At 63.3% G+C, this 23,654-nt stretch carries 20 protein-coding genes, 2 tRNA genes and 1 pseudogene; 8 read left to right on the top strand and 15 right to left on the bottom strand.

The annotated features are described in order from the left end of the window. Positions 1–189: pseudogene (gene pyrG / locus GPT33_RS07130) on the bottom strand (CTP synthetase); the annotation flags it as partial. Positions 190–444: 255 nt separating this feature from the next. On the opposite strand from pyrG, the gene GPT33_RS07125 reads away from it, so the two are divergent. Both GPT33_RS07125 and fnr read left to right on the top strand, forming a co-directional pair. Then, positions 445–864 carry a sulfur globule family protein gene (locus GPT33_RS07125; protein WP_296806817.1) on the top strand — a complete coding sequence of 140 codons (420 nt, stop codon included), beginning with the start codon at positions 445–447 and terminating at the stop codon, positions 862–864. Positions 865–1,024: 160 nt separating this feature from the next. Further along, positions 1,025–1,783: a fumarate/nitrate reduction transcriptional regulator Fnr gene (gene fnr / locus GPT33_RS07120; protein WP_296806815.1), complete on the top strand. Its 759-nt coding sequence runs from the start codon at positions 1,025–1,027 to the stop codon at positions 1,781–1,783. Positions 1,784–2,040: 257 nt separating this feature from the next. Here fnr and dnaQ read toward each other — a convergent pair whose 3' ends face one another. The 3 genes from dnaQ to GPT33_RS07105 form a co-directional block, all read right to left on the bottom strand. Continuing rightward, positions 2,041–2,760 carry a DNA polymerase III subunit epsilon gene (gene dnaQ, locus GPT33_RS07115; protein WP_296806812.1) on the bottom strand — a complete coding sequence of 240 codons (720 nt, stop codon included), beginning with the start codon at positions 2,758–2,760 and terminating at the stop codon, positions 2,041–2,043. 188 nt (positions 2,761–2,948) lie between these two features. Further along, the gene (rnhA, locus tag GPT33_RS07110; protein WP_296806810.1) at positions 2,949–3,380 is read right to left on the bottom strand and encodes a ribonuclease HI; all 432 of its coding nucleotides are present in this window, start codon (positions 3,378–3,380) and stop codon (positions 2,949–2,951) included. Next, positions 3,373–4,134, bottom strand: coding sequence for a methyltransferase domain-containing protein (locus GPT33_RS07105; protein WP_296806808.1), 762 nt, complete (start codon positions 4,132–4,134; stop codon positions 3,373–3,375). Before GPT33_RS07105 ends, rnhA begins: the two co-directional genes overlap by 8 nt. Positions 4,135–4,313: 179 nt before the next feature. On the opposite strand from GPT33_RS07105, the gene GPT33_RS07100 reads away from it, so the two are divergent. From GPT33_RS07100 to mobA, 5 genes are all read left to right on the top strand, one after another. After that, complete coding sequence (locus GPT33_RS07100) at positions 4,314–5,762, top strand: transglycosylase SLT domain-containing protein (RefSeq protein ID WP_296806806.1); 1,449 nt, start codon at positions 4,314–4,316, stop codon at positions 5,760–5,762. A 76-nt stretch (positions 5,763–5,838) separates the two neighbouring features. Then, on the top strand, positions 5,839–6,210 hold the full coding sequence (locus tag GPT33_RS07095; protein WP_296806804.1) for a DUF2237 domain-containing protein: 372 nt from the start codon (positions 5,839–5,841) through the stop codon (positions 6,208–6,210). Between the two features lie 91 nt (positions 6,211–6,301). After that, a complete protein-coding gene (locus GPT33_RS07090) occupies positions 6,302–6,790 on the top strand; it encodes a L,D-transpeptidase family protein (protein WP_296806802.1) in 489 nt (162 codons plus the stop codon). Further along, positions 6,787–7,215 (top strand): phosphate-starvation-inducible PsiE family protein, encoded by a 429-nt coding sequence (locus GPT33_RS07085; protein ID WP_296806799.1) that lies wholly within the window; start codon positions 6,787–6,789, stop codon positions 7,213–7,215. Before GPT33_RS07090 ends, GPT33_RS07085 begins: the two co-directional genes overlap by 4 nt. Positions 7,216–7,269: 54 nt before the next feature. After that, the gene (gene mobA, locus GPT33_RS07080) at positions 7,270–7,884 is read left to right on the top strand and encodes a molybdenum cofactor guanylyltransferase MobA (RefSeq protein ID WP_296806797.1); all 615 of its coding nucleotides are present in this window, start codon (positions 7,270–7,272) and stop codon (positions 7,882–7,884) included. A gap of 195 nt (positions 7,885–8,079) precedes the next feature. Here mobA and GPT33_RS07075 read toward each other — a convergent pair whose 3' ends face one another. From GPT33_RS07075 to GPT33_RS07050, 6 genes are all read right to left on the bottom strand, one after another. Continuing rightward, the gene (locus GPT33_RS07075; protein ID WP_175534457.1) at positions 8,080–8,280 is read right to left on the bottom strand and encodes a cold-shock protein; all 201 of its coding nucleotides are present in this window, start codon (positions 8,278–8,280) and stop codon (positions 8,080–8,082) included. A gap of 613 nt (positions 8,281–8,893) precedes the next feature. Continuing rightward, positions 8,894–10,222 (bottom strand): EAL domain-containing protein, encoded by a 1,329-nt coding sequence (locus tag GPT33_RS07070; RefSeq protein WP_296806795.1) that lies wholly within the window; start codon positions 10,220–10,222, stop codon positions 8,894–8,896. Positions 10,223–10,328: 106 nt separating this feature from the next. After that, on the bottom strand, positions 10,329–12,359 hold the full coding sequence (locus tag GPT33_RS07065; protein ID WP_296806793.1) for an ABC transporter ATP-binding protein: 2,031 nt from the start codon (positions 12,357–12,359) through the stop codon (positions 10,329–10,331). An 81-nt stretch (positions 12,360–12,440) separates the two neighbouring features. Further along, the gene (locus tag GPT33_RS07060) at positions 12,441–13,859 is read right to left on the bottom strand and encodes an ABC transporter permease (RefSeq protein WP_296806791.1); all 1,419 of its coding nucleotides are present in this window, start codon (positions 13,857–13,859) and stop codon (positions 12,441–12,443) included. Positions 13,860–14,019: 160 nt separating this feature from the next. Then, positions 14,020–15,000: an ABC transporter permease gene (locus GPT33_RS07055; RefSeq protein WP_296806789.1), complete on the bottom strand. Its 981-nt coding sequence runs from the start codon at positions 14,998–15,000 to the stop codon at positions 14,020–14,022. Then, the gene (locus GPT33_RS07050; protein WP_296806787.1) at positions 14,997–17,171 is read right to left on the bottom strand and encodes an ABC transporter substrate-binding protein; all 2,175 of its coding nucleotides are present in this window, start codon (positions 17,169–17,171) and stop codon (positions 14,997–14,999) included. The genes GPT33_RS07055 and GPT33_RS07050 overlap by 4 nt, the downstream gene beginning before the upstream one ends. Before the next feature lie 269 nt (positions 17,172–17,440). Here GPT33_RS07050 and GPT33_RS07045 point away from each other — a divergent pair, with 269 nt between their 5' ends. Continuing rightward, complete coding sequence (locus GPT33_RS07045; protein WP_296806785.1) at positions 17,441–18,217, top strand: enoyl-ACP reductase; 777 nt, start codon at positions 17,441–17,443, stop codon at positions 18,215–18,217. Between the two features lie 235 nt (positions 18,218–18,452). On the opposite strand, the gene GPT33_RS07040 is transcribed toward GPT33_RS07045, so the two are convergent. The 5 genes from GPT33_RS07040 to lon all read right to left on the bottom strand — a co-directional run. After that, on the bottom strand, positions 18,453–20,372 hold the full coding sequence (locus GPT33_RS07040; RefSeq protein ID WP_296806783.1) for a SurA N-terminal domain-containing protein: 1,920 nt from the start codon (positions 20,370–20,372) through the stop codon (positions 18,453–18,455). Between the two features lie 89 nt (positions 20,373–20,461). Next, positions 20,462–20,538, bottom strand: a tRNA-Asp gene (locus tag GPT33_RS07035). 84 nt (positions 20,539–20,622) lie between these two features. Next, positions 20,623–20,698, bottom strand: a tRNA-Val gene (locus GPT33_RS07030). Between the two features lie 13 nt (positions 20,699–20,711). Then, on the bottom strand, positions 20,712–20,984 hold the full coding sequence (locus tag GPT33_RS07025; protein ID WP_007193164.1) for an HU family DNA-binding protein: 273 nt from the start codon (positions 20,982–20,984) through the stop codon (positions 20,712–20,714). Between the two features lie 438 nt (positions 20,985–21,422). Further along, on the bottom strand, positions 21,423–23,654 hold a 2,232-nt coding region (gene lon / locus GPT33_RS07020), incomplete at its 5' end, for an endopeptidase La (protein WP_296806781.1).

The raw sequence follows: 23,654 nt of genomic DNA, 5'->3' as shown, positions 1-23,654 counted from the left end.
GTCGGTCACATAGACCTCGCCGTGCTGGAACGGACTCATGGTGCCCGGATCGACGTTGATGTAGGGATCGAGCTTGATCATGGTCACCCGCAGGCCGCGAGCCTCCAAAAGCGCCCCGAGAGACGCCGACGCGATGCCTTTACCGAGCGACGAGACGACACCGCCGGTGATGAAGATGAACTTGGTCATGGGGGTAGGGGAGGCAGTCGAGGGCAGTGGCCCGGATCCGCCAACAAGCTACCAAAAACCCCGCAACTGCTCAATGCGAATGCCGGCGCTCGACGTTGCTGCGAGGGCGCGCGTCGCGAACATTTCGACCGGGCGTGAGCACGTCGGACGCCGCGGCGCTCGACCTTCACAATCGGGCGTTGTCGCAGCGGCCTGGATCGATGTCACGAAGATTGATGTCGCGAAATGATGAACGGAAACAGAGGAGCGTCAACGATGCGTCAGACAGCAAAATTGATGAGTGCAGCCGCTATTGCAGGTGCCGCCGCCTTCGCCGTGAGCCCGGCGCAAGCCTGGTGGGGTGGACCGGGTTGGGGCGGCCCGGGCTATGGTGGTTACGGCCCCGGCTACGGCTCGGGCCTCGGAGACCTGTTCGGCGACATGCTCGGCGACGGCTGGGGCGACTTCAACATGAACATGAGCGGTGGCGGACGCGGCTACGGTCGTGGCCGCGGCCAAGGGTACGGACGCGGTTACGGGTACGGCTATCCGGGCTACGGTTACGGTTATCCCGGCTACGGCTATGGCTATCCGGGTTACGGCGTTCCCTACTACGGAGTGCCGTACGCTGCGCCCTATGCCGCGCCTGTCGCGCCTGTCACGCCTGTAGCTCCCGCGACCGGCGAAGCGAAGTAGACCGAACGCAGATTCGGCATGCCCGCGTCAAGGCCGCGTCCGCGAGGGCGCGGCCTTTTTTGCGGGTTCAGGTCGACCTGATGACAAGAAGATAATCTTCGCTTGATCCAGATCAAGCGACGGTTCAAAATCTGTCGACCGAAGACCGAGGGGCGATGCCGTGAGCCACCAAAAAGTAATCTCGCTGGAGACTATTCGCATCGCCTGCAGGAACTGTTCCCTGTCGTCGCTCTGTTTGCCGATGGGCCTGGCGCCGGACGATGTCGAGCGGCTCGACGAGATCGTGAAACGCACGCGACCGCTCCACCGAGGGGATTTCCTGTTTCGCGAAGGAGACCGATTCCGCTCGCTCTACGTCGTGAAGACCGGCTCCGTGAAGACCTTCGCACCCAGCCCCGAGGGCGGCGAGCAGGTGCTGGGTTTCCATCTTCCGGGCGAGGTGATCGGACTGGATGCGATCGACAAGGACATCCACGCCTGTTCTGCAAAGGTGCTCGAGACATCCGCCATCTGCGAAGTCCCCTTCACCCGACTCGAAGAGCTCACGGCAACCATCCCCAGCCTGCAACATCAGATGTACCGCCTGCTCAGCAAAGAGATCGGGCACGATACGGACATGCTCTTGCTCCTCGGCAAAAAGAACGCCGAAGAGCGGCTCGCCGCCTTCCTGCTCAGCTTGTCCAAGCGACTGCACAAACGCGGGCTGTCCGCGACCGACTTCTATCTGAGCATGTCCCGGCACGAGATCGGCAATTACCTGGGCCTCGCCGTCGAGACGGTCAGCCGACTCTTCACGCGCTTCCAGGACGACGGCCTGATGAACGTCGACCGCAAGCACATTCAGCTGCTCGATGTGAGCACGTTGGAGTCGCTGGTGGGCGGCGCCGGGCAGAATCGCCGCCAACAGCAGCAGAGCTAAACTGCGCCCGGTGCGGTGTGTGATGTACGTAAGATTGGAGCGCCCCCGGCGCGATCGAGCACCCTTGGAGTCGGCGCAGTTTAGAAGGTTGAAAAATATAAAATTAAGGACCGCATCTCCACCGAGACTGCAGGGATCCCCAAGACAACACAAGATTAAACCGCGTCCAGAGCGAGATGCTCATTTTCGAGTGAGCTCGACGTTTGGTGCATCCACAATCCTTAGCGGGGACGCGGTTTAGACCGCGGGCGGCGTCATCACTCGGCGCGAAGCCAAAGACAACCTTCGGCACTTGTCGCCTGGATCGCTGCAAGACGCTCGGCGTGGGCGGCGAGTGCAGCCGGGTCGGCGGGGACCACGCGCAGTCGCGGCCGACTCGGATCGAGGCGGCCGCGCTGCCGAGCGTCCGGCCCGGCGTGAGACGGCATCGCGAGCTCCTCCCCGAGACTCAAGGCCACCTGCCCGCCGGTCATGGCGAGATAGACATCGGCCAGGATCTCGGCATCGAGCAGAGCGCCGTGCAGGTCGCGATGGCGATGATCCACGCCATAGCGCTTGCACAAGGCATCGAGGCTGTTGCGCTGCCCCGGATGTTTGCGCCGGGCCATGAGCAGCGTGTCCGTCACCTCGCACAGGTCTCCGATCCGCGGCGCCCCGGCATTCCAGCCGGCAATCTCGCGATCGAGAAACCCGAGATCGAAGGCCGCGTTGTGGATGATCAGCTCGGCGCCTTCCAGATAGTCCAGGAAGCTTTCGGCGATCTCGGCGAAACGCGGCTTGTCGGCGAGAAAGGCGTTGGTGATCCCGTGCACGTCGGAGGCGCCCGCATCGATCTGCCGATCCGGTTGGAGATAGCGGTGGAAGTTGTTCCCGGTCAGACGACGGTCGATCAGCTCGACACATCCGATCTCGATGATGCGGTGGCCGGCCTGCGGATCGAGACCCGTGGTTTCGGTATCGAGCACAATCTGTCGCATTTAAACCGCGTCCAAAGTGAAACCTGCCGGGTTGCAGGCAGCCGAATCCCCGCGGACTCCAAATGCCTCGTACCTGACGCGGTTTAAAAAAGAGAATTCGAACATCTGAATCGCGTCTGCGCCGATGCAAACCGAGTCACGCAACGCCGAGTCGACTCTAACGCTGCGCAGGTCATGCCGGACGCGATTCAGCCCCCGATCCCTCGATTCGCCAGTCGGTCCGCACGCTCGTTCTCGGCGTGCCCGGCATGGCCTTTCACCCACTTCCAGCGCACCTGATGAGCGCCGATCGCGGAATCCAGACGCTCCCAGAGGTCACGGTTCTTCACGGGCTTACGCTCGGCCGTCTGCCAGCCGTTGCGTTTCCAACGCGGCATCCATTCCTCGACACCGCGCTTGACGTACTGAGAGTCGGTGACGATCTCGAGACAGGTCGGACGCTTCATGGTCTCCAGCGCCACGATGACCGCCATCAGCTCCATGCGATTGTTGGTGGTCGCGCGCTCGCCGCCGCACAGCTCCTTCTCGACCTCTCCCCATCGCAGCAGGACACCCCAGCCCCCGGGGCCCGGATTGCCCTTGCAGGCACCGTCGGTATAGGCGCGCACGCAATCAGGCATGACCGGCTCTGCGTGTGGTGGGCTCCGCGGCACCGCCGCGCAAGAGCGATCGCCGCCCCCAAGCCGGGCGCAACGGTGTCAAGGTCGCCACGCGTTTGACGGCCCGAATCAAATAGACCCCGCCCAGGATCGGCCAGAGGCGTCGCCCCAAGGTGTCGAAGGCGGAACAGCTCGGCCCCAAGGCACGCCGGAACGGCGGCCGAAACATGATGTGCTCTCGAATCTCGATATCGAAACCCAACACGGACAACCAATCCTCGATTTGATGAGCGGTGCGGAAACGCCCGCACCACGGGACCTGCGTACCGGAACCGCGCAGCAGGGACCAGAGGCCCCACGCGCTGAGTGCATTGAAGCCCAGCACGATCACTCGACCCTCCGGGATCAGCACGCGCTCGACTTCGCGAAGCACCGCTTGGGGATCGGGTGAGAAATCCAAGGTATGCGGGAGCAGGAGCGCGTCGATCGAATCGCTCGCAAGCGGCAACCGGCTCGGCCATCCGACGATCTCGCGTCCGCCATGGCCGGAGGGCTGCTCGCAGGGCATCAGGATCCGATGGCGGATTCGACTCGAGGCCATCGCGTCACGAAAGCTCTCGGTCACGCCGATCTGGACCAGGTAATAGCCGAAGGTGTCGCTCAGCAGCCGCTCGACGCACGCGCTCTCCAGCGCCGCCACCTCTGCTCCGAGTGGCGACCGATACCAATCTTGTAGTTTTGCCAGGGGCGAACCCGGACCCTTGCGCACAGTCATGCCGATGCCTCTTCGAGAGACGCATGTTAACCGTGATTGCGCGCACTGTCGTGCGGCCGTGGCGGCGAATTTCCGGTAGCCGGACCTGGAATTGACGATCGTCTTTGGGTATGATGCTTTCCTAATTCCTAGAAAACGCAATTAAACAATCACTTACTAGGGATTATTAGGGGGAAAACATGCCTGATGCCGCTCGTTTAGCGCGTACGCTCGGCGCGCTCGGCGTACTGACGCTGCTTTTGAACGGTTGTGCGACGGAGAACCGGGTTGTCGAGAACGACCCCGGAGACTTCGGTTACTCAGGCATGGTTTCCGCCCGCGAATACGGTTATGTCCGACCGGCCACGGACGTCGTGGTCATGGAAAGACGCACGGCCGGGCGTGCGGATCCACGCGGTGACCTCTGGAACCGAGTCCGCACCGGGATGACCCTCGACCTCTACGCGGATGCGCGCATCGACAGCACAGTAGAGCGCTTCCGCCGAGACCCCCAGTATCTTTCCAGGATGTCCCAGCAAGGGATGCCCTATCTGCATATGATCGTGACCGAGATCGAGCGGCGCGGACTGCCGATGGAGCTCGCCTTCCTTCCTCACGTGGAAAGCCGATTCAATCCGGTTGCCACATCGCCCAAGGCGGCCGCCGGGATCTGGCAGTTCATGCCTTACACCGGCCTTGAGATGGGCTTACGACAAGATGCCTGGTACGACGGTCGACGTGACCCGCTGGCATCCACCGGCGCGGCACTGGACTATCTCGAGCAGCTCAACCGACGCTTCGACGGCGACTGGACACTCGCCATGGCTGCATACAACTGCGGGCCGGGTCGCGTGGCTGCGGCACAGGCCGCGAATCGTCGCAGCGGCAAGCCGACCGACTACTGGTCGCTCAACCTTCCGAACGAAACCAAAAACTACGTCCCGCAGATCCTCGCCACCGCACGCCTGGTCGCTGCACCGACCCGCTACGGCCTCAAACTTCCGCCGGTGCCCGATCGCCCCCAGCTCGAGGTGGTCCGTACGCAACAGCCGGTCGATCTGAACCGGGTTGCCTCGGCGACCGGCGTGCAGCTCTACGAGCTGCAGCGACTCAACCCCGCGCTCAAGCTCGGACGGACGGCCCCGGACGGCCCCGGTCATGTCTTGGTGCCGGCCGGGAGCGGTCAGAAGATCGGCAAGAAGATCGGCCGAGTCCAGGTCATGCCGGCTATGGCCTCCGTGGTCCGCTCCCAAGCGAGTTCATCCCAAACCGCGACCGCCCGATCCGGTACCGCCCTGCAATCGCGAGCGGCTCGCGCCGAGCGTCGCAAGATACATGTGGTCAAGGGGGGCGAGACCATCGCGTCGATCGCACGCGCGAACGGCATCGAGCCGCGCGCCCTTGCGGAGCTCAACGGCATCTCCGTGCGCGAGCCTCTGCTCTCGGGCCAGACGCTCGAGGTCCAAGCCACCAATGACTCCGCCTTGATCACGCACCTGGTCACCAAGGGTGATTCGGTCAAGACACTGGCCAAACGCTACGGCGTCAGCGTCAAGGATCTCCAGCGTTGGAATCGACTTGCCGAGACGCGGCTGACCCCGGGCGATCTGATCCTCATCTATCCGCCGGGACGCGCTCCGACCTCCTGACAACGGACTGATTCGGCTGGTACACTCTACGGAAGCGGGCGACCGCTTCCAGGGGCACTTCCGAAGGGACAGTCCGATGACCAATCACAAGAACGTCTTGGGTGAGCCGCTCGAGGCGTGCTCGCTCGAACCCTTGACCGGTTTTACGCGCAGCGGCAACTGTGAAACCGGCCCGCAGGACCGGGGATCCCATACCGTTTGCGCACGCATGACCCGCGAGTTCCTCGAGCTGAGTCGGGCCCGAGGCAACGACCTGATGACACCTCAACCCGAATACGGTTTCCCCGGCCTCAAACCGGGCGATCGCTGGTGTCTATGCGCGGCGCGTTGGCAGGAGGCCCTCGAAGCCGGTGCGGCGCCGCGTGTCGCCCTCAGGTCGACCCACGAGCGGGCGCTCGAGGTCGTGAGTCTCGCCGACCTCAAGTCGCATGCCTTGGATCTTTCGTAAAACGCCGAGATCGCGGCATGCGCTCGGTTCACCGGGTTTCACCCTGATCATCCCCGCATTCCTGTCGATGCTTTCGGCACCCGTTCCGGCAATGTCGTATCTACCCTTCTTCGAGCCGAACGTACCCGAAACCGTTACCCGTTTTCATCATGCCTCCAACGACAATGCAGACCGCTTGGTCGTCAAAAAGGCCGAGCGTCGCCTCTACCTCATGCGTGATAACCAGCCATTGCGGAGCTATCACATTGCCCTCGGATTTCAACCGATCGGGCGCAAGACACGCGAAGGTGACGGGCGTACTCCCGAGGGACGTTACCTGATCGACCGACGAAACGACCGAAGCCGCTTCCACAAGGCGCTGCACATCTCCTATCCGAGCACCGTTGACCGGTGGCGCGCCGAGCGACGCGGCGAGCCGCCCGGAGGCATGATCCTGATACACGGCCAACCGAACGGAAAAAACCGCTCGAAACCGATCGAGGATGACTGGACACTCGGCTGCATCGCCGTCTCCAACCGGGAGATCGACGAGATTTGGTCGCTCACCGTCGACGGGACGCCGATCGAGATCTTGCCATGAACCCCGAGCCATCGAAATCGCGCATCATGTCGGTCGGCGGGCGACTGCTCTCCTGGGTCGAGATCCTGGGTCTCGTGGTGATCGCCCTCGCGACGGTCATCGCCGGTGTTCAGGAGATCATGGAGATGGTCGAGCGCCGCGCGGTCAGCCTCGGCGATCTTCTCCTGCTTTTTATCTATCTCGAGGTGCTGACGATGGTCGGGATCTACCTGCAATCCGGCGCCTTGCCGATCCGCATGCCGCTCTATATCGCAATGGTTGCCCTCGCCCGCCACCTGATCATCGACATGAAGGAGATGACCGAGACCGCCATCATCGCCACCTCGATTGCCATCCTGATTCTGGCCGTCGCCGTGCTCCTCATCCGTTTCGGGCATGTCCGCTTCCCCTACAGCGTCGCGAGCCGGGATGAGGATGCACGTTGATCGGGACGCACGTCCGGGCAAACTCCCCGAACGTGACCCGCATTCAGACGCGCAATGAAGCGCACGCCGCCGGCGCCAAGCGATATCACCGGGGCCATCCTGGCCGGTGGCCGCGGACGTCGAATGGGGGGCATCGACAAGGGGCTGGTGACGCTCTCCGGTCGCCCGCTGATCGAATGGGTCCTTAATGCACTCGCACCGCAGGTCGGCACGCTGCTCATCAACGCAAACCGTCACCGCGAGATCTATGCAGGATACGGCGTACCCGTGATCGCCGACGCCGACGCAGAGTTCAACGGACCTTTAGCCGGGATGCTGAGCGCCATGCGCGTCGCTCGAACCGATTGGATCTTGACAGTCCCGTGCGACGGGCCGCTGTTGCCGCCCGACCTGACCAGCAGGCTCATCGCCGCGCTGGCATCGGATAATGCCTTATTGGCTACAGTCACCGAAAGGGGACGCATTCACCCGGTCTATGCCCTGATGCCGGTCTCCCTCGAACCGGAACTGTCGGCCGACCTCGCGGCAGGCACTCGGAAGGTCGCCGATTGGATCGCTCGACATCGCCCGGCGCTGGCCGACTTCAGCGATCGACCACAGGCGTTTTCCAATATCAATTCGGCGGAGGACGCTGCTCGACTCGCAGCACAGCTGATGCAATCGCCGTAACAGGGAGGGACAGCCGGAGCGGTGCCCGGGATAGGATCGGACCGGACAGAGCATAATGCAATAAAATGCTCTCAAGGGCCGTAGCCCGTTGAGAGCAGTGCGACGGGGGCCGGCTGCCGCAGACTGAATCCAACGAAGAGCCTTGCCCTCCGTTGGATCGAGCCATCCAGCTCGGCTCCGGGTGGTGTCGCAACCTCAGTCGGGGGTCACGTTCTCCGCCTGCGGCCCCTTAGGGCCTTGCGTGACCTCCATGGTCACCCGCTGACCCTCGAGCAACGTCTTACGACCCGATCCATTGATGGCACTATGATGGACAAAGACGTCTTTGCCGCCCTCGCGCTCAATGAAGCCGTATCCCTTCTCGTCATTGAACCACTTGACCGTCCCGGAAACCAATTCACCTGGCATATCAACCTCATCACTTAACGGACCAACCCGAGTTGGCTTTACTTAAACCCAGCCTTGCAAAAAGGCTAGTGTGTCCTCCACTCGATCTGGAGTGGAATCTGAATCAAGACCATCTGACTCAGTCTTTATCATGCGTCGGATCCCGGTCACCGAAAGGCGGTCCATGGTTCGCGTGCAGCATGCCTTAACCGGATTTTTCTTGTCGTTCCTTACCCCAGAGCGCCGTACAGCTCCCGCCACGCACCATACCCGACAGCATCCCTGTTCCGATAGCCCCTTGATCGGAGCACATCGACAACGCACCCCTCGCCCGATGCGGTGAACCGGACGCGACAACGTCTAATGAAAGGCGGATATTCATCGACACGGAATTGGAGGGGAGGCAGGGATAAAATGCGGATATCGGAATGGGGTCGATCGTATGATCTCGAGATTTGATCTCGCACAAGACAGGCCTCAAAACGGTGCCGAGCGATTCGAAGCACCAGGCCCGAATTCCTTGCGCGGGGCTTTCACTTGCTCCTAGTGTACCGCGAAATTCAGAAAATGCGCGCCCATTGCAGCCGTCGGAGCAAAAAAATTTCCACGCGCACGGAACCTCTCAGCCCGACCGCTCCGGGCCCTGCCAAACTGGACCGGACTTGGACTCGACCCGCTGAATGCTGGGGTACATGAGATTCTGGTATGGCATGCTGACGAAATGCCCCTGAATCGCGTCCACACCCGCGGCGAACAGCATCGGCAGAAGCTCGGCGTTGTCGACCGCTAAAGCGATCACCCGCATGCCCTCCTTCTGCGCACACTGCACCAGCGCGTTCACCGCCTCTTGCGGGATACGCCGCTCGACCAACCCCTGCGTCATCGCACGCTCGAGCTTCACATGGGTGATGAGGTCGCGGTGCTCCGCGAGAAAGGCGCAGTCATCGATGCCGGCGTCCTCGATCAAAAGGCCATGATTCTTCGCCTGCAGCGACCGGGCAAACCGCTCCAACGCGGCCCGCGCATCGGTAAAGGCGGACTTGCGCACCTCGATGACGACCGACCCGCGCGCAAGACGGGCGGCCGAGATAAAGGCCCCGAGCGCCTTCGCCGTTTCCGCGGAGTTGAGGGTCTCGGTCGCGACGTTGATGAACAGCACCGCGTCCTGTGCTCCGCCCTCCTGCATCTCCTGAAGCGTCGCCAACGCTCGGCGCAGAATCCACAGGTCGATCTTGGTCATCCAGCCGGCCGCCTCGAGTACGGGCAGAAAATCTGAGGGCATCAGCAGCTTCCCGGTGTCGTCCTTGAGACGAACCAGGGTTTCGAACATGCTGCGATGCTCTTCGTGGGTGCTCAGAGAGATGATCGGCTGAAACTCGAGGGTGAGCCCGCCGGCATCGATGAGCGCACGGACACGAGCCTGATCGGCAACCGGACTCTCGCCGCGCGCGGCATCCTCGTCGTCCGGACGCGCCGTGCGACTCAGGTCATGGATCGTCGCCAGCACGACCGACCGCGGGGGATCCTGATCGAGGAGACCCGCCGTACGGCGAAGAGCGCGCAACTCTTTTCGAAGGGCGCAGCTCTGCAGCTCGCGCTCGCACACCATCAGAAGGTGCTCGATCTCGTCGCGCACGACCAAATCTGCGGCACCGAGACGATGGCCCTGTTGGACACTCAGAGCACTCTCGGCCGCCTTCACAAGGACCAAAGAGGCATCCAGCTCGTCCCGAAAGGGCAGGATGGCGGTCTGGACGCCGAGACCCTCGACGCTCTCGCCATCGCACAGGATCAGATCCCACCAATTCGCCCGCTCCAGGGCGCTGCGCAGGCTTTCGCGCGAGGAGACCTCGGTGAGATCGACCGCGATGCCCCTCCGGTTCAGGAGCGCTGCGATGCGAAGATCCGACGGTTCAGGGTCGATGCAGAGGACTTGCTTCGCTTTGCTCATTGCGGTTGGACCGAGCCGTTCACCGATCGTGGTGAAGTGAGAAGACCATAAGGCGCGTGGGCCCGCAAGGCAAGAGGTGCCGCCGAAACAGTCGCGAGCGCTCGCATCAGGCCCGCAGGCAATGGACGAGACGCGTCTCGCTCAAGCGCGTCTCTTCGGGATACGACAACGCACAGGCATCGACGGCATCCGGGCAGCGCGGGTGGAAATAGCATCCGGAGGGCGGGTTGCTCGGCGAAGGCATGTCGCCTTCGAGACGAATCACCGCGCGGCGCTTTTCGCGGTCGATCACGGGCACGGCCGAGAGCAGCGCGCGCGTATAGGGATGGCGCGGGTCATCCAGGATCTCGTCGACCCGCCCGCGCTCGACGACACGCCCGAGGTACATGACCGCCACCTCGTGCGCAAGATAGGCCACCACCGAGATGTCGTGTGTGATGAAGAGATAGGCAAGGCCGAGGCGATCCTGGAGATCCTTCAGAAGGTTGAGGATCTGCGCTTGAACCGAGACATCCAGCGCACTGGTCGGCTCGTCGCAGACGATCAGCTTGGGCTCGACCGCGAGCGCGCGGGCGATACAGATGCGCTGCCGCTGGCCGCCGGAAAACTCGTGCGGGTAGCGGTCGACGGCATCCGCGTCCATGCCGACCAGATCGAGGAGCTCGGCGACGCGCCGCATTCGTCCGGCCCGACTGCGCTCGATCCCGAGCGCCTGGAGACCCTCGCCGATCAGATCGCCGACCAGCATGCGCGGATTCATCGCCGCGTAGGGATCCTGGAAGATAATCTGGAGATCCTTGCGGAAGGGACGCATCCGGCGATGCCCCAAGCCCACCAGCTCTTCGCCGCGATAGCGGATCGAGCCGCCGGTCGGTGTCGTCAGCTGCAGGATACCCTTGCCGGCGGTCGTCTTGCCGCAGCCGGACTCGCCGACCAAAGCCAAGGTGCGTCCAGGGGTGAGGTCGAAGGTCAGACCGTCGACGGCGCGGACCTGTCCGACGACACGCCGGAAGACGCCGTCATGGATCGGGAAGTGGACCTTGAGATCCCGGACCTGCAGCATGTGAGCAACGGCCGCGCCTGAATGGGGCGCGGGTTCGGAGACGGATGACATCAGGCTTCCCTGATCGGCGGTCTTGCGCTGCAAGCCCTCGGGCAGGGCACCGCCCTCATCCCAGAGGTGACAGCGCACGCCCTGCCCGGTCTCCAGTTCGCGCCAGAGGGGCGCTTGGTCACGACACTGCGGCATGACCGCATCACAACGCTCGGCGAACCGACAGCCGACGAACGCCTGATCCAGGTGCGGGACGCGTCCCGGGATCACCGCCAGACGCCCATCGCGTTTGTCCGCACCGGGCAGGCTCTCCATCAAGCGGCGGCTGTAGGGATGCGCCGGCGCCGCGAAGAAGGCATCGGTCGTCGCGGTCTCCAGGATCTGGCCCGCGTACATGACGGCCAAGCGGTCCGCCGTCTCGGCGACCACGCCGAGATCGTGGGTGATCAGGAGCACGGCCATGCCTGTTTTCGCCTGCAGATCCTTCAACAGCCGAAGGACTTGCGCCTGGATGGTGACGTCCAGCGCGGTGGTCGGCTCGTCGGCGATCAGGAGCTGCGGGTCGCCGGCCAAGGCCATGGCGATCATGACGCGTTGCTTCATGCCGCCCGAGAGCTGATGCGGGTATTCATCGACCCGGCGGATCGGATCCGGGATGCCGACCGCGCGCATGAGCTCTACGGCACGCGCCGGTGCTCGATCGCGCGATCCGCCCTCGTGGACCCTCACCGCCTCGGCGATCTGGTCGCCGACGCTCATGACCGGGTTGAGCGAGGTTTGCGGCTCCTGGAAGATCATTGCCATGCGCCCGCCGCGCACTTGCCGCATCTGCGCCTCGGTCAGGCGCAGCAGGTCTGTTCCGCCCAAACGCACCGCGCCCGCCGCAACCCGACCGGACGGGGGCAGGAGCCGCATCAGCGAGAGCGCCGTCATGGACTTGCCGCATCCGGATTCGCCGAGCAGCACGAAGGTCTCGCCCCGGCGAATCTCGAGATCGATCCCGTCGACGACCCGAACGGGTCGGGCGGCATCCCCGAGCAGCGTCGTCAGCCCCGAGACCTCGAGCAGCACATCGGACGACATCAGAAGCTCACCCTCTCGTTTGGGAAACAACCGATTGAACCGAACCAAAGCACGGCGCGCGCCGGGGGCTCGCAGACGCGGTCAGCGTGCACTCTTGAGCCTCGGATCGAAGGCGTCGCGCACCACGTCCGCAAAGAGGTTCGCCGCGAGCACCAGGGCGAACATGAAGACGAACGCGGCGGTCAGGGACCACCAGACGACCGGATCGCGGGCCAGCTCGAGTCGTGCGCTGTTGATCATGTTTCCCCATGAATTCATCGTCGGGTCCACACCGATATTGATGTAGGAGAGCACGGCCTCGGCAAGCACCAGTCCGCTGAAGTCCAAGACCAGGGTGATCAGCACGATGTGCATGACATTCGGCAGGATATGACGGCCGATCAGGGTGAAATGGCCAACACCAAGAGCCGTGGACGCCTGGACATAGTCGACCTCGCGCAGCTTCAACGCCTCCCCGCGCAGCAGGCGGCAAAGCCCGGTCCAACTAGTCACGCCCAGGATCAGCACCAGGAACAGCAGCCGCAAATCGGCACGCTCGACCAGGCTCGCGAAGTCATCGGCATGGTTGCTCATGTAGACCTGGAGCAAGAGGATGGCCGCAGCGATCAGGAGTACGCCCGGGATGGAGTTCAGCGTGGTGTAGAGATACTGGATGACATCGTCGACCCAGCCCCGGAAATAGCCGGCCATGATGCCGAGCAAGACCGCGGCGGGAAGCATCACCAGGGTGGTGAGTGTCCCGATCAGGAGCCCGGTGCGGATGCTCTTCAGCGTCTGATAGAAGACATCCTCGCCGACCTTGTCCGTCCCCAGGATGTGATACTTGAGCGCCAGCTCGCCGACAACGCCACTGAGCACCAGCATGATGCCGAGCATCACGAGGGCGGTCCGCCAGGGGATCGGCGTGCGTCCCGCCAAGATGGTCGCGCGAGTCGCCGCAGGCGTCTCCCCGCGCGAGCGGGCGATCAGCCAAAGGACGCCGGCCGACAGCAGCGCCCAGATAACCAAACCCTTCAGCGCGCCCCAAGCGGCGCGCCAAGCGATGTCGAAGCCGCGCTGACGCGCTGGGTCCTCCAGGTGCACGCCACCGTATTCGAGGCGTGGAAAATCACGCAACAGGGTGCCGTCCGGCTGCTCGATCGCCTCCTTCACGAAGAGATGGGTGGCGAACGGCGCCGAATAGGTCTTCTCCTGACGCTCGCGCAGCCCGCTCAGCGCCAGGTCGAGCAGACTCAAGACCTCGGGCGAATAGCGGGTCTCGGCGTTGTCGTCGCCTTGCCGGTCCAGCGCGAGCCGAAAATGCACCGTGTCGAGCAGCCCGACGACGACATAGAACCCGAGTACGACAATCGTCGCCACGCCCACGCGAGAACGCACCACCCGCCGCCACGGCGCACGCATATGCTCGTGCCGCGAGGCGAAGAGGACAAAGGCCCCGATCAACGCCAACAGCAAAAAGACCAGACCATCGGTCCAGAGCACAACCGGCATTAGGCTCATGGCGGGCATTCCGATCCGCCGGATAGCTCCGCAAGTCGCCGCCGGCCTCCAGCCGCCTGCCGCCAGCCACCTGCGGACGTCGATCGGGCAGGAGGCCGGTGGCAGGAGGCTGGCGGATGGAGGCTGGAGGCAAGCAGCAAGAGGCAAGCGACGACCTCGATCATGGCGACAACCTCACGCGGGGGTCCACCAACGTGTACGAGATATCCGTCAGAATCAGCCCGATGATATAGAGCACGGCGCCGAGGAAGACCATCGAGCGCACGATCGCGAAATCCTGGCTGTTGATGGCGTCGATCGTGTAGCTGCCGAGGCCCGGGATGCCGAAGAAGGATTCGCTGATGAGGCTACCCATAAAGAGCAGCGGGAGCACCACCACGACACCGGTCAGGATGGGGATCAGGGCATTTTGCAGGACATGGCGGAACAGAACGCGCCGCTCGCTTAAGCCTTTGGCCCTTGCGGTGCGCACATAGTCCTTGGAGATCTCCTCCAGAAAGAGGGTGCGATACCAGCGAGTGCCGGCCCCGATCCCGCCGATCACGCCCACAATCACCGGCAGGATCAGAAATTTCCACGCCTCCACACCCGTGTCGTAACCCGAGATGGGCACCAGGTGGAAGAGCTTGCCGAGCAGAAACTGCCCTCCGATGATGTAGAAGAGGCCCGAAATCGACATCATGGCCACCAGCAGGACGACACTGCCGATGTCCACATAGGTCGCGCGAAAGAAGACGATGAAGAGCGCGTAGGAGATGTTGAAGGCGAGTCCGACGAGCAGCACGGGGATGGCAATGGCCAGACTCGGCCACATCCGCTGAGAGATGTCGTAGCCGATATCGCGACCGTTGTCGGAGGAGCCGAAGTCGAAGACGAACAAGCGGATCGATTTCTCGAAAAAGATGGTGTCGGTGACGCGCGCGAGGCCGGAGGCATCCGGATTGTAGAGCAGGGGTCGGTCGTAGCCGTGCTCCTGCTTCCAGGTCTGGATCGCCTCCTCGGTGACCCGTTTCTCGCCGAGATGCATCCGCGCCATGTCGTCGGGCGCGTTGACCACGAAGAAGAGCACGAAGGTGATGAGATTCACCCCGATCAGGATCGGGATCGCATAGATCAATCGCCGGATGATGTAGGCGGTCACAGCGCGGTGCTCCGCTCGCGCCGCCACACCAGCCAGAGGGCCGGCAGGATGATCACCACGAGGAGCACCCCGATCGCCCACAGCGGCCAGAGGACCGGCGGGTTCCAATCATGGCGCAGCCGCTCGCGCAGCTCGGGGTCGACCCGGCGATACTTGAGTGTGTTGTTCGCCATCTGGTTCGGACTGGCGTTGTACATCCATTGATGATGCAGGCTGAACGCCTTGGGGTTGAAGCCCCAGAGCCAGGGCGCGTCGGTGCGCGCGATCTCGACCATGCGGTCGATCGCGGCCTGACGCTCCGGGCCGTCCTCCATGAAGCGCATCGCGTTGAAGAGACGATCGAATTCCGGATTGGCATAATTCGACGCGTTCTCGCCTTGATGCTCGACCTTGCCGTTCGGACCGTAGAGCAGGAAGAGAAAGTTCTCCGGGTCCGGGTAATCCGCATTCCAGCCCCACATGAAAACCTGACCGGTGCCGTTGCGGATCTTCTCCTGAAAGCGGTTGTAGTCGGTGGAGCGGATCACGAGCTCGATGCCGAGCTTGGCAAACTGCTTGCGGATCCAGTTCAGACGGGCCCGATCGTCGGGGCCGGTCGCGATCGCCTCGTAGTTGATCGTAAGCGCTCGCCCGGTCTCCCGGTCGCGACCGCCCGGATACCCTGCCTGTTCCATGAGGACCCGCGCCTCGTCGAGACTCCGCCGCACCGCCCGCCCCCCGATCCATTCGTAGACGAACGGATTGATCCCAGCCTCGCCCTCGCGGTACCCGAAGATCCCCGGCGGGATGGGTCCCTGCGCGACCAAACCGCGACCGTTGGTGAAGATGGAGATGAACTCCTCGAAGTCCACAGCGATCGCAATGGCTCGGCGCAGGAGGCGCGCCCGCTCCGAGTCCCCGCCGATCACGGGATCGAGCATATTGAATCCCATGTACATGACGGACGGCTCGACCGATGTCAGCAGGGTGATCCCGCGTTCGCGCATCGCGTCGGTCAAGACAGGCTCGCCCCCGGCATCGATCTGAACGGCTTGATCGAATGCGTCGGAGGCGATCCCGGAGCTGTCGTAAAAGCCCTGGAGGAACTTGTTCCAGCGAGGGATGCTTTCCTTCTCGAGGCTGTAGATGGCCTCCTCGATGAAGGGCATCGGCCGGCCGGCATCGGCGAGTAGGCCGGACGCCTCGTCTGCGGGCATCCCTTCGCTCGGATAAGGCTCGCCGCGGAAATTCGGGTTGCGCTCGAGCACCATTCGTAGATTCGGGTTGTTCTCGCCGAGCATGAAGGGACCCGTGCCGACCGGGTACCAGTCCAGCATGATGTTGCGCTCGCGCAGACCCGGCTGGGCGTAGAAGACCTCCGCTTCCCAAGGCATGGGCGCAAAGAAGGGCATGGCGAGCCAGTAGGCAAACTGCGGGTACTTGCCTTTGACGCTGATGCGATAGCTGTAGGGATCCACGACCTCGACACCGGCGATCTCGGAGTCCCGCAGTCGAGCCACGCGCTCCAGCGGATCCTTCTCGACCGTCTCCGCGAGACCTTCGGCATACTCCTCGAATCCGAAGATGTGCTTCTGCATCACTCCGGCGATCGGCGAGTGTGTCCAGGGCGCGGCCAGTCGCTTGATCTGGTGCACATAGTCCTCCGCCGTCAACTCCCGCGCCCCGGTCTGCTCGAAGTCTCCGAGCTGGTTGATGCCGCGTAGATCGAGGGCCGTCAGGGCATGATAGCGATAGTCGCCGGCCCCGTCCGCGGCGAAGGCCGGGTGGGGCTGGTAGCGGATTCCGGGCCGGATGCGGATCAGATAATCGCTGCGATGGATCGACTCGGCCGGTGCGTCCTGCGCGAGCGGGTTGCCGTCGATGTCGAAGTAGGCAGGCTCGGGCACCGCGAGCGCGGTGAGCGGCACCAGACGATAGGGACGCAGCAGAAAATGGTACTGAAGCGGCGGCTCGTAGATCTGTGCGAGGAAGGCATACTCGTCGGCACTGTAGGAGCGTGCGGGGTCCAGGTGCTTGGGCCGCTCGGCAAACGAGCTGTAGACCCGATTGCCGGTCGCATCGCCCGCCGGGTAGGGATCGTTCCAAGGCGCCTCGCCGCATCCCGCCAGCAGGGCGGCGGCCAGACCAAGCGCAAAAAGTCTCCGAATGTCGAACCGCTCGATTGACCGCACGCCAGACCCTTTCACCGATAACCGAGTTTCTGTAATGTTAGCCCCGCAAATGGGGGTGAGAAGCGGGATTACACCGGCATCGAGGTCGTCCCGCCCAGGCACAGACGTCCGGGTCGGAGCCACGGCGGCACCGGCCTCGATCTTCGGATGAGCCTGCGGACATCTTCAAGGGTCGATTCATCCGTGCACGCCCCTTCCCGCCCCGACCGACCTGCGCGCCACCCGGCGCCGCCCATTGAACGCCCACTGAACGGAAGAGACATCGAACCATGGGATTCCTAAGCGGAAAGAAGATCCTCGTCACCGGGGTCGCCAGCAACCGATCCATCGCCTGGGGTTGTGCCGAGGCCATGCACCGCGAGGGTGCCGAGATCGCCTTGACCTACCAGAACGACAAGCTCAAGTCCCGCGTCGAAGACATGGCGGCCAAGTGCGGCTCGGATCTGACCTTTCCGCTCGACGTCGGCAGCGACAGCGAGATCGAGGCCCTGTTCTCAGCGCTGGCCGAGCGCTGGGAGGGCCTGGACGGCATCGTCCACTCGGTGGCTTTCGCCCCGCGCGAGCAGCTTGAGGGCGACTATATCGATGCCGTCACCCGCGAAGGCTTCGCGACCGCCCACGACATCAGCTCCTACAGCTTCGCGGCACTGGCTAAAGCAGGCCGCGGAATGATGCAGGGACGCAATGGCGCGCTCGTGACCATGACCTATCTCGGCGCCGTGCGGGCTGTTCCCAATTACAACGTCATGGGTGTAGCGAAAGCGAGTCTCGAGGCGAACATGCGTTACCTTGCGGCGTCGCTCGGACCGTACGGGACGCGCGTGAACGCCGTCTCCGCCGGCCCCATCCGCACGCTTGCCGCAGCCGGGATCTCGGATTTTCGCGACATGCTGAAGAAGGTCGAAGAGCGCACGCCGCTGCGGCGAAACGTCACGATCGAGGAGGTCGGAAATGCTGCCGCTTTCCTCTGCTCGGATCTGGCGAGCGGCATCACGGGAGACGTCGTGTACGTCGACACCGGGTACCACATCCTCGGCTTAGGCTAAGGTCGGGTCGTTTCGCGGCGCGAGGGGTCGTCGTGCCGCACCGACCCCTCGCCCGTCGCGAAGTGGGCGACGGAGCCCGGGTTAGGCGAATTCCGGGAACCCTTGTTATACCGTTGGCAGAGGGTGTGCCGAGCCGTGCGAGGCACAACCAACCATCGGCGCAAGTTGTGCTTCCTATCGTCAGCACAACGGTATGGAAGTTTGCGAAAATCGCCTTATAACGTCTGGTTACCGGCTAGAGGTCGGAAGTCGTGGTGATCGGCTTTCGTTCCACCTTAGCCCGCGTCTCGATATCCGCGAGCATCGCGTCGTAGACGTGGCGCCCTAGCAATTGTGCGAGCATCTCGCCTTCGGATGCGGATGGGTCTTCCGACGGCGTCACTTCGCCGTCCTTGATCTGCGTGACCTCAACCACCGCCACGTCTCCATTCTCCAGCACGGTCGTGCCGACGCTCGGCGCGCCGTCCGCGGGAGCGGGCAGCGTAAAGGCCAACCCGCGAACCGGCGCCGGAACGCTCTGACGATCCCGAGCCACCGGCCCGGGGGTCTCGACCGCCGCCGACGGCATCGCCTCGGACCAACTCACGCCTTGCCGTAACTGGTCGGCGGCACTCTCGGCCGCCTGCAGGGCAGCCTCGCGCGCGCGCTCCGAACGCAGCGCCTCGACAATCTCGTCGCGTACCTCGTCGAGTGGCCGCACCGCCGCCACGCGATGATCCGCAACGCGCAGGACGACGGCTCGAAGGACATCGCGCTCGGGCTCGATCAGATCGCTGTTGTTGCGACCGACGAGAACTTCGTCGCTGAAGGCGGCGCCAATGACGCGGGGATGCGCAAACACACCTTCCCCGCCGTCGCGTCCGAGCCAATCGCTATGCTGGAGGGGCAGGCCGAGCTCGTCCGCAGCCGGCTCAAGGCTATCGGGGGATTCGTAAGCGACGTTCGCGAGCCGCTCGCCGAGATCGTAGAACAAGGATTCCGCGCGCTGGCGCGAGACCTCGGCACGCAACTCTTCCTTGACCTCGTCGAACGATTTCACCGCCGCCGGAACAACCTCGGTCACCTCGATCAGGTGATAGCCGAACCGCGTGCGCACCGGCTCACTGAGCTCGCCTTCCGGGAGATTGAAAGCGACCGTATCGAATAGGGGATCCATGATGCCCTGCTCGATGGTCCCCAGCGAGCCGCCTTCGCTCGCGCTGCCGGGATCCTGCGACTCTGACCGCGCAAGCTCGTCAAACGCCTCGCCCGCGAGGATTCGCTCGCGAATGCCCTGTAGCTGTGCCGCGACGGCCTGCGCCGCAGCCTCGTCGGCGTCGGGCGGAACCGTCAAGAGAAGATGGCGCACGCTGCGCTGCTCGGGGCGACCGAAGCGCGACCGATCCTCCTCGTAGACGCGCCTGAGCTCGTCGTCGCCGATCTCGGCGCCCTTCGCAAGCTCGCCCACGTCGAGGACCAGATAATCCAACTTGACCATTTCCGGGTTTTGGAACCGGGCCGCGTTGGACTCGTAGAAGGACTGGATCTCCTCCTCGCCAATCGGAGCGTCGCTTCGAAAATCCGCCGCCTGCGTGACGGCGTACGACAGTTCGCGAGTCTGGCTGGCGAGACGCCGGTAGTCGGCAAGCTCCCCGCTCGTAGTGAGCTCGCTGCCGACAACGGCGCGCAACAACTGGTTTCCGATCAATTGCTGACGCAGCTGTTCTTCGAATTGCGCGGGTGAAAGCCCTTGTAGGCGAAGCAGTCGTTCGTAAGCCTCGCGATCGAACCGGCCGTCGCGCTGGAATGCAGGTTCCGAGAGGATCTGCATGCGAACCTCCTCGTCCGACACGCGCATCCCGATACGGTTGGACACGTCCAACAGCAGCGTTTGCCGAATCATGTCGTCGAGGACCTCGGTACGCAGACGCCCTTCCTCGAAGAGCGCCGGGTCGTAAGCCGCGCCGAGACGCTCGCGCAGCTCGAGGCGGGCCTGCTGTGCACGCCGACTCAGATCACGGTCGGTGATCTCGACGCCGTTGACGGTCGCCACGACCGGCTCCCCGCCGACACCCAGATATGACTGAATGCCCCAGAGGGCGAATGGAACACTGATGAGTCCGACGATGACCCAGGCGAGCCAGCCCTGGGCACGTTCCCGAATGGCTTGAAGCATGAGGCGTTCGACTGCTGATTGGGACGGTGGAGGACGGATCCGGGAGAGGAATCGGGGATACCGAAAGCGGTATCCCTGATTGACGACGATGGCGGAGCGGACGGGGCTCGAACCCGCGACCCCCGGCGTGACAGGCCGGTATTCTAACCAACTGAACTACCGCTCCGAAAAACTTTGGCTCCGAAAAACTTGGCTCCAAAAGGCGCTGGCCCGAAGACCTGATGCCGTGGAACCTTCGCCCTGAAGAGCTTGGTGGGTGCTGCAGGGATCGAACCTGCGACCCTCGCCTTGTAAGGGCGATGCTCTCCCAGCTGAGCTAAGCACCCTTCAGACGAACGACTATTGTACTGCGTCCTTGAAGGCTTTACCAGCCTTAAACGAAGGTGTTTTGCTGGCCTTGATCTCGATCGCCGCACCCGTCTGGGGATTACGACCGGTGCGCGCAGCACGCTCCTTTACCGCGAAGGTTCCGAACCCAATAAGGGAGACCGTATCGCCCTCCTTGAGGGCACCGGCAACACCATCCGTGAAGGCATCCAATGCCTTTCCTGCTGCAGCCTTCGAGATATCCGCGGCATCCGCCATTTTCTCAATGAGTTCCGACTTATTCATTGCTCCCCCTGTTGATTCGTTCAATGTGCGCCAAAACGCGCTCCGACGCTGAGGAAGCCGAACCCGGCTTCCGGCCGATGAGCGGGACCGTACACCGCCTCAACGGCACAACCGACCTGCGCTGCATGCTAAATCGGAGTCCGGACGAGGGCAACTGGCTTTTTGATTTTTGATCCTCTCGAGACGGCGATCAGTCAACAAAACGAGAACGACTCGCAGCCGAACGGTCATGCTTCCCCGTCGCAGGCTCTTTGGGGTCGCTATGCGCCTCGAGGGACCACGTTCACGAATCGATTCAACAGCGCCGCATCGGGGAAACAGACGTCACCGACAAGCCGATGCGTCGAGGAAAAACCGGGAAGGAGATCCGAGTGATTCGCCGCAGGCGGGAGAGGCTTATCGGGGCGCGCCCCGAGCCTCTCCCGGATCGGTCAATCTCTAATGATGCAATCGAGCGGTCTGGTCGCGCGGCGGCTCGGCGGGAGCCTCGCGCGTGTCCTTCTCGACCGTGATCGGGTCGTTTCCGTCAGCCTCGGCGGCGATGCGCTCCGGACGTTTCGTCAGTGCGATGTCGAAAACCTCGTCGATCCAGCGCACCGGATGGATCTGCAGATGCTGTTTGATGTTCTTCGGGATCTCGGTGAGATCCCGCTCATTCTCAAGCGGGATGATCACCGTCTCGATGCCGCCCCGGTGCGCCGCGAGGAGTTTCTCCTTCAGCCCGCCGATCGGCAACACCTCCCCGCGCAGAGTGATCTCCCCGGTCATGGCGACACTGGCCTTCACCGGGATCTTCGTCAAGGCGGACACCAGGGCCGTACACATGGCCACACCCGCGCTGGGCCCATCCTTCGGGGTTGCCCCTTCGGGCACGTGGATGTGCACGTCGAGCGTGTTGTGGAAGTCCGGGGGCAACCCGAGTGCGTCGGCGCGCGAGCGCACCACCGTCATCGCGGCCTGAATGGACTCCTGCATCACATCACCCAACTGACCCGTGTAGGTGAACTTGCCTTTACCGGGGACCAAGGCCGACTCGATGCGAAGCAGCTCGCCACCGACCTCCGTCCAGGCCAGACCGGTCACCTGACCGACTTGGTCGTGCTCGTCGGCTCGACCGTAGCGGAAACGCTGCACGCCCAGGTACTTCTCCAGGTTCTTCGCGCTGACCGTCGTGGCCGTATCGCGTTTCTTGAGCAGCACCTCCTTGACGACCTTGCGGCAGATCTTGGAAATCTCGCGCTCGAGACTGCGGACACCGGCCTCGCGCGTGTAATGCCGAATGATGTCGCGCAGCGCACTCTCCCGAATCACCACCTCCCCATCCTTCAGGCCGTTGTTCTTCATCTGCTTGGGAAGCAGATAGCGCTCGGCGATCGCGACCTTCTCGTCCTCGGTGTAACCGGAGAGACGGATCACCTCCATGCGGTCCAGGAGCGCCGGCGGGATGTTCAGGGTGTTCGCGGTGCCGACGAACATCACCTCGGACAGATCGAAATCGACCTCCAAATAGTGGTCGTTGAAGGTATGGTTCTGCTCCGGATCCAGAACTTCGAGCAGCGCCGAGGCGGGGTCACCGCGGAAATCCATCGCCATCTTGTCGATCTCGTCGAGCAGGAAGAAGGCGTTGCGCGAGCCGGCTTTCGAGAGATTCTGGATGATCTTGCCGGGCAACGCACCGATGTAGGTCCGACGATGTCCGCGGATCTCGGCCTCGTCACGCACACCGCCGAGCGACATGCGCACGAACTGACGATTGGTCGCCCGCGCGATGGATTGACCGAGCGAGGTCTTGCCCACACCGGGCGGGCCGACCAAACAAAGGATCGGGCCTTTGAGCTTGCGCACCCGCTGCTGGACGGCGAGATATTCGAGGATGCGCTCCTTCACGCGCTCCAGCCCGTAGTGATCCTTGTCCAGCACCGCCTCTGCGACCTTGATGTCGTTGCGGATGCGCGTGCGCTTCTTCCAAGGCACCGCGACCAACGTGTCGATGTAGTTGCGCACCACCGTCGCCTCGGCCGACATCGGCGACATCAGCTTGAGCTTGTTGAGCTCGCCCTGCGCCTTGGCCTTGGCCTCGCGCGGCATCCCGGCGGCCTCGATGCGTTTGGCCAGGTCTTCGATCTCGTTCGGCGCATCCTCGAGCTCGCCGAGCTCCTTCTGGATCGCCTTCATCTGCTCGTTGAGATAATACTCGCGCTGATTCTTCTCCATCTGGCGCTTCACGCGCCCGCGGATGCGCTTCTCCATCTGGAGGATGTCGTTCTCCGACTCCATCAAACCCATGAGGTGCTCGAGCCGTGTTTGAACGTCGATCATCTCCAGGACGCGTTGCTTCTCGTCGAGCTTCAACGACATGTGCGCAGCCATGGTGTCGGCGAGCCGGCCCGCCTCGTCGATGCTCGACAGCGAGGTCAAGACCTCCGGCGGTACCTTCTTGTTGAGCTTCACGTATTGATCGAACAGCGTCACCGCAGAGCGCATAAGCACCTCCTGCTCGCGCTCGTCGACCTCCAGGGTTTCATCCATCGGCTCGATGTTGGCCGAAAAGGAGCTCTCGGTGGTGAGGAAACGGTCGATCCGTGCCCGCTGATTGCCTTCGACCAAGACCTTCACGGTCCCGTCGGGGAGCTTGAGCAGCTGAAGGATGTTGGCCAGGGTGCCGATCTC

The sequence above is a fragment of the Thiocapsa sp. genome, assembly GCF_011390875.1.
GTDB lineage: Bacteria > Pseudomonadota > Gammaproteobacteria > Chromatiales > Chromatiaceae > Thiocapsa.
The sequence above is the reverse complement of the archived record's forward strand: the minus strand, read 5'-3'. Positions and strand labels throughout refer to the sequence as shown.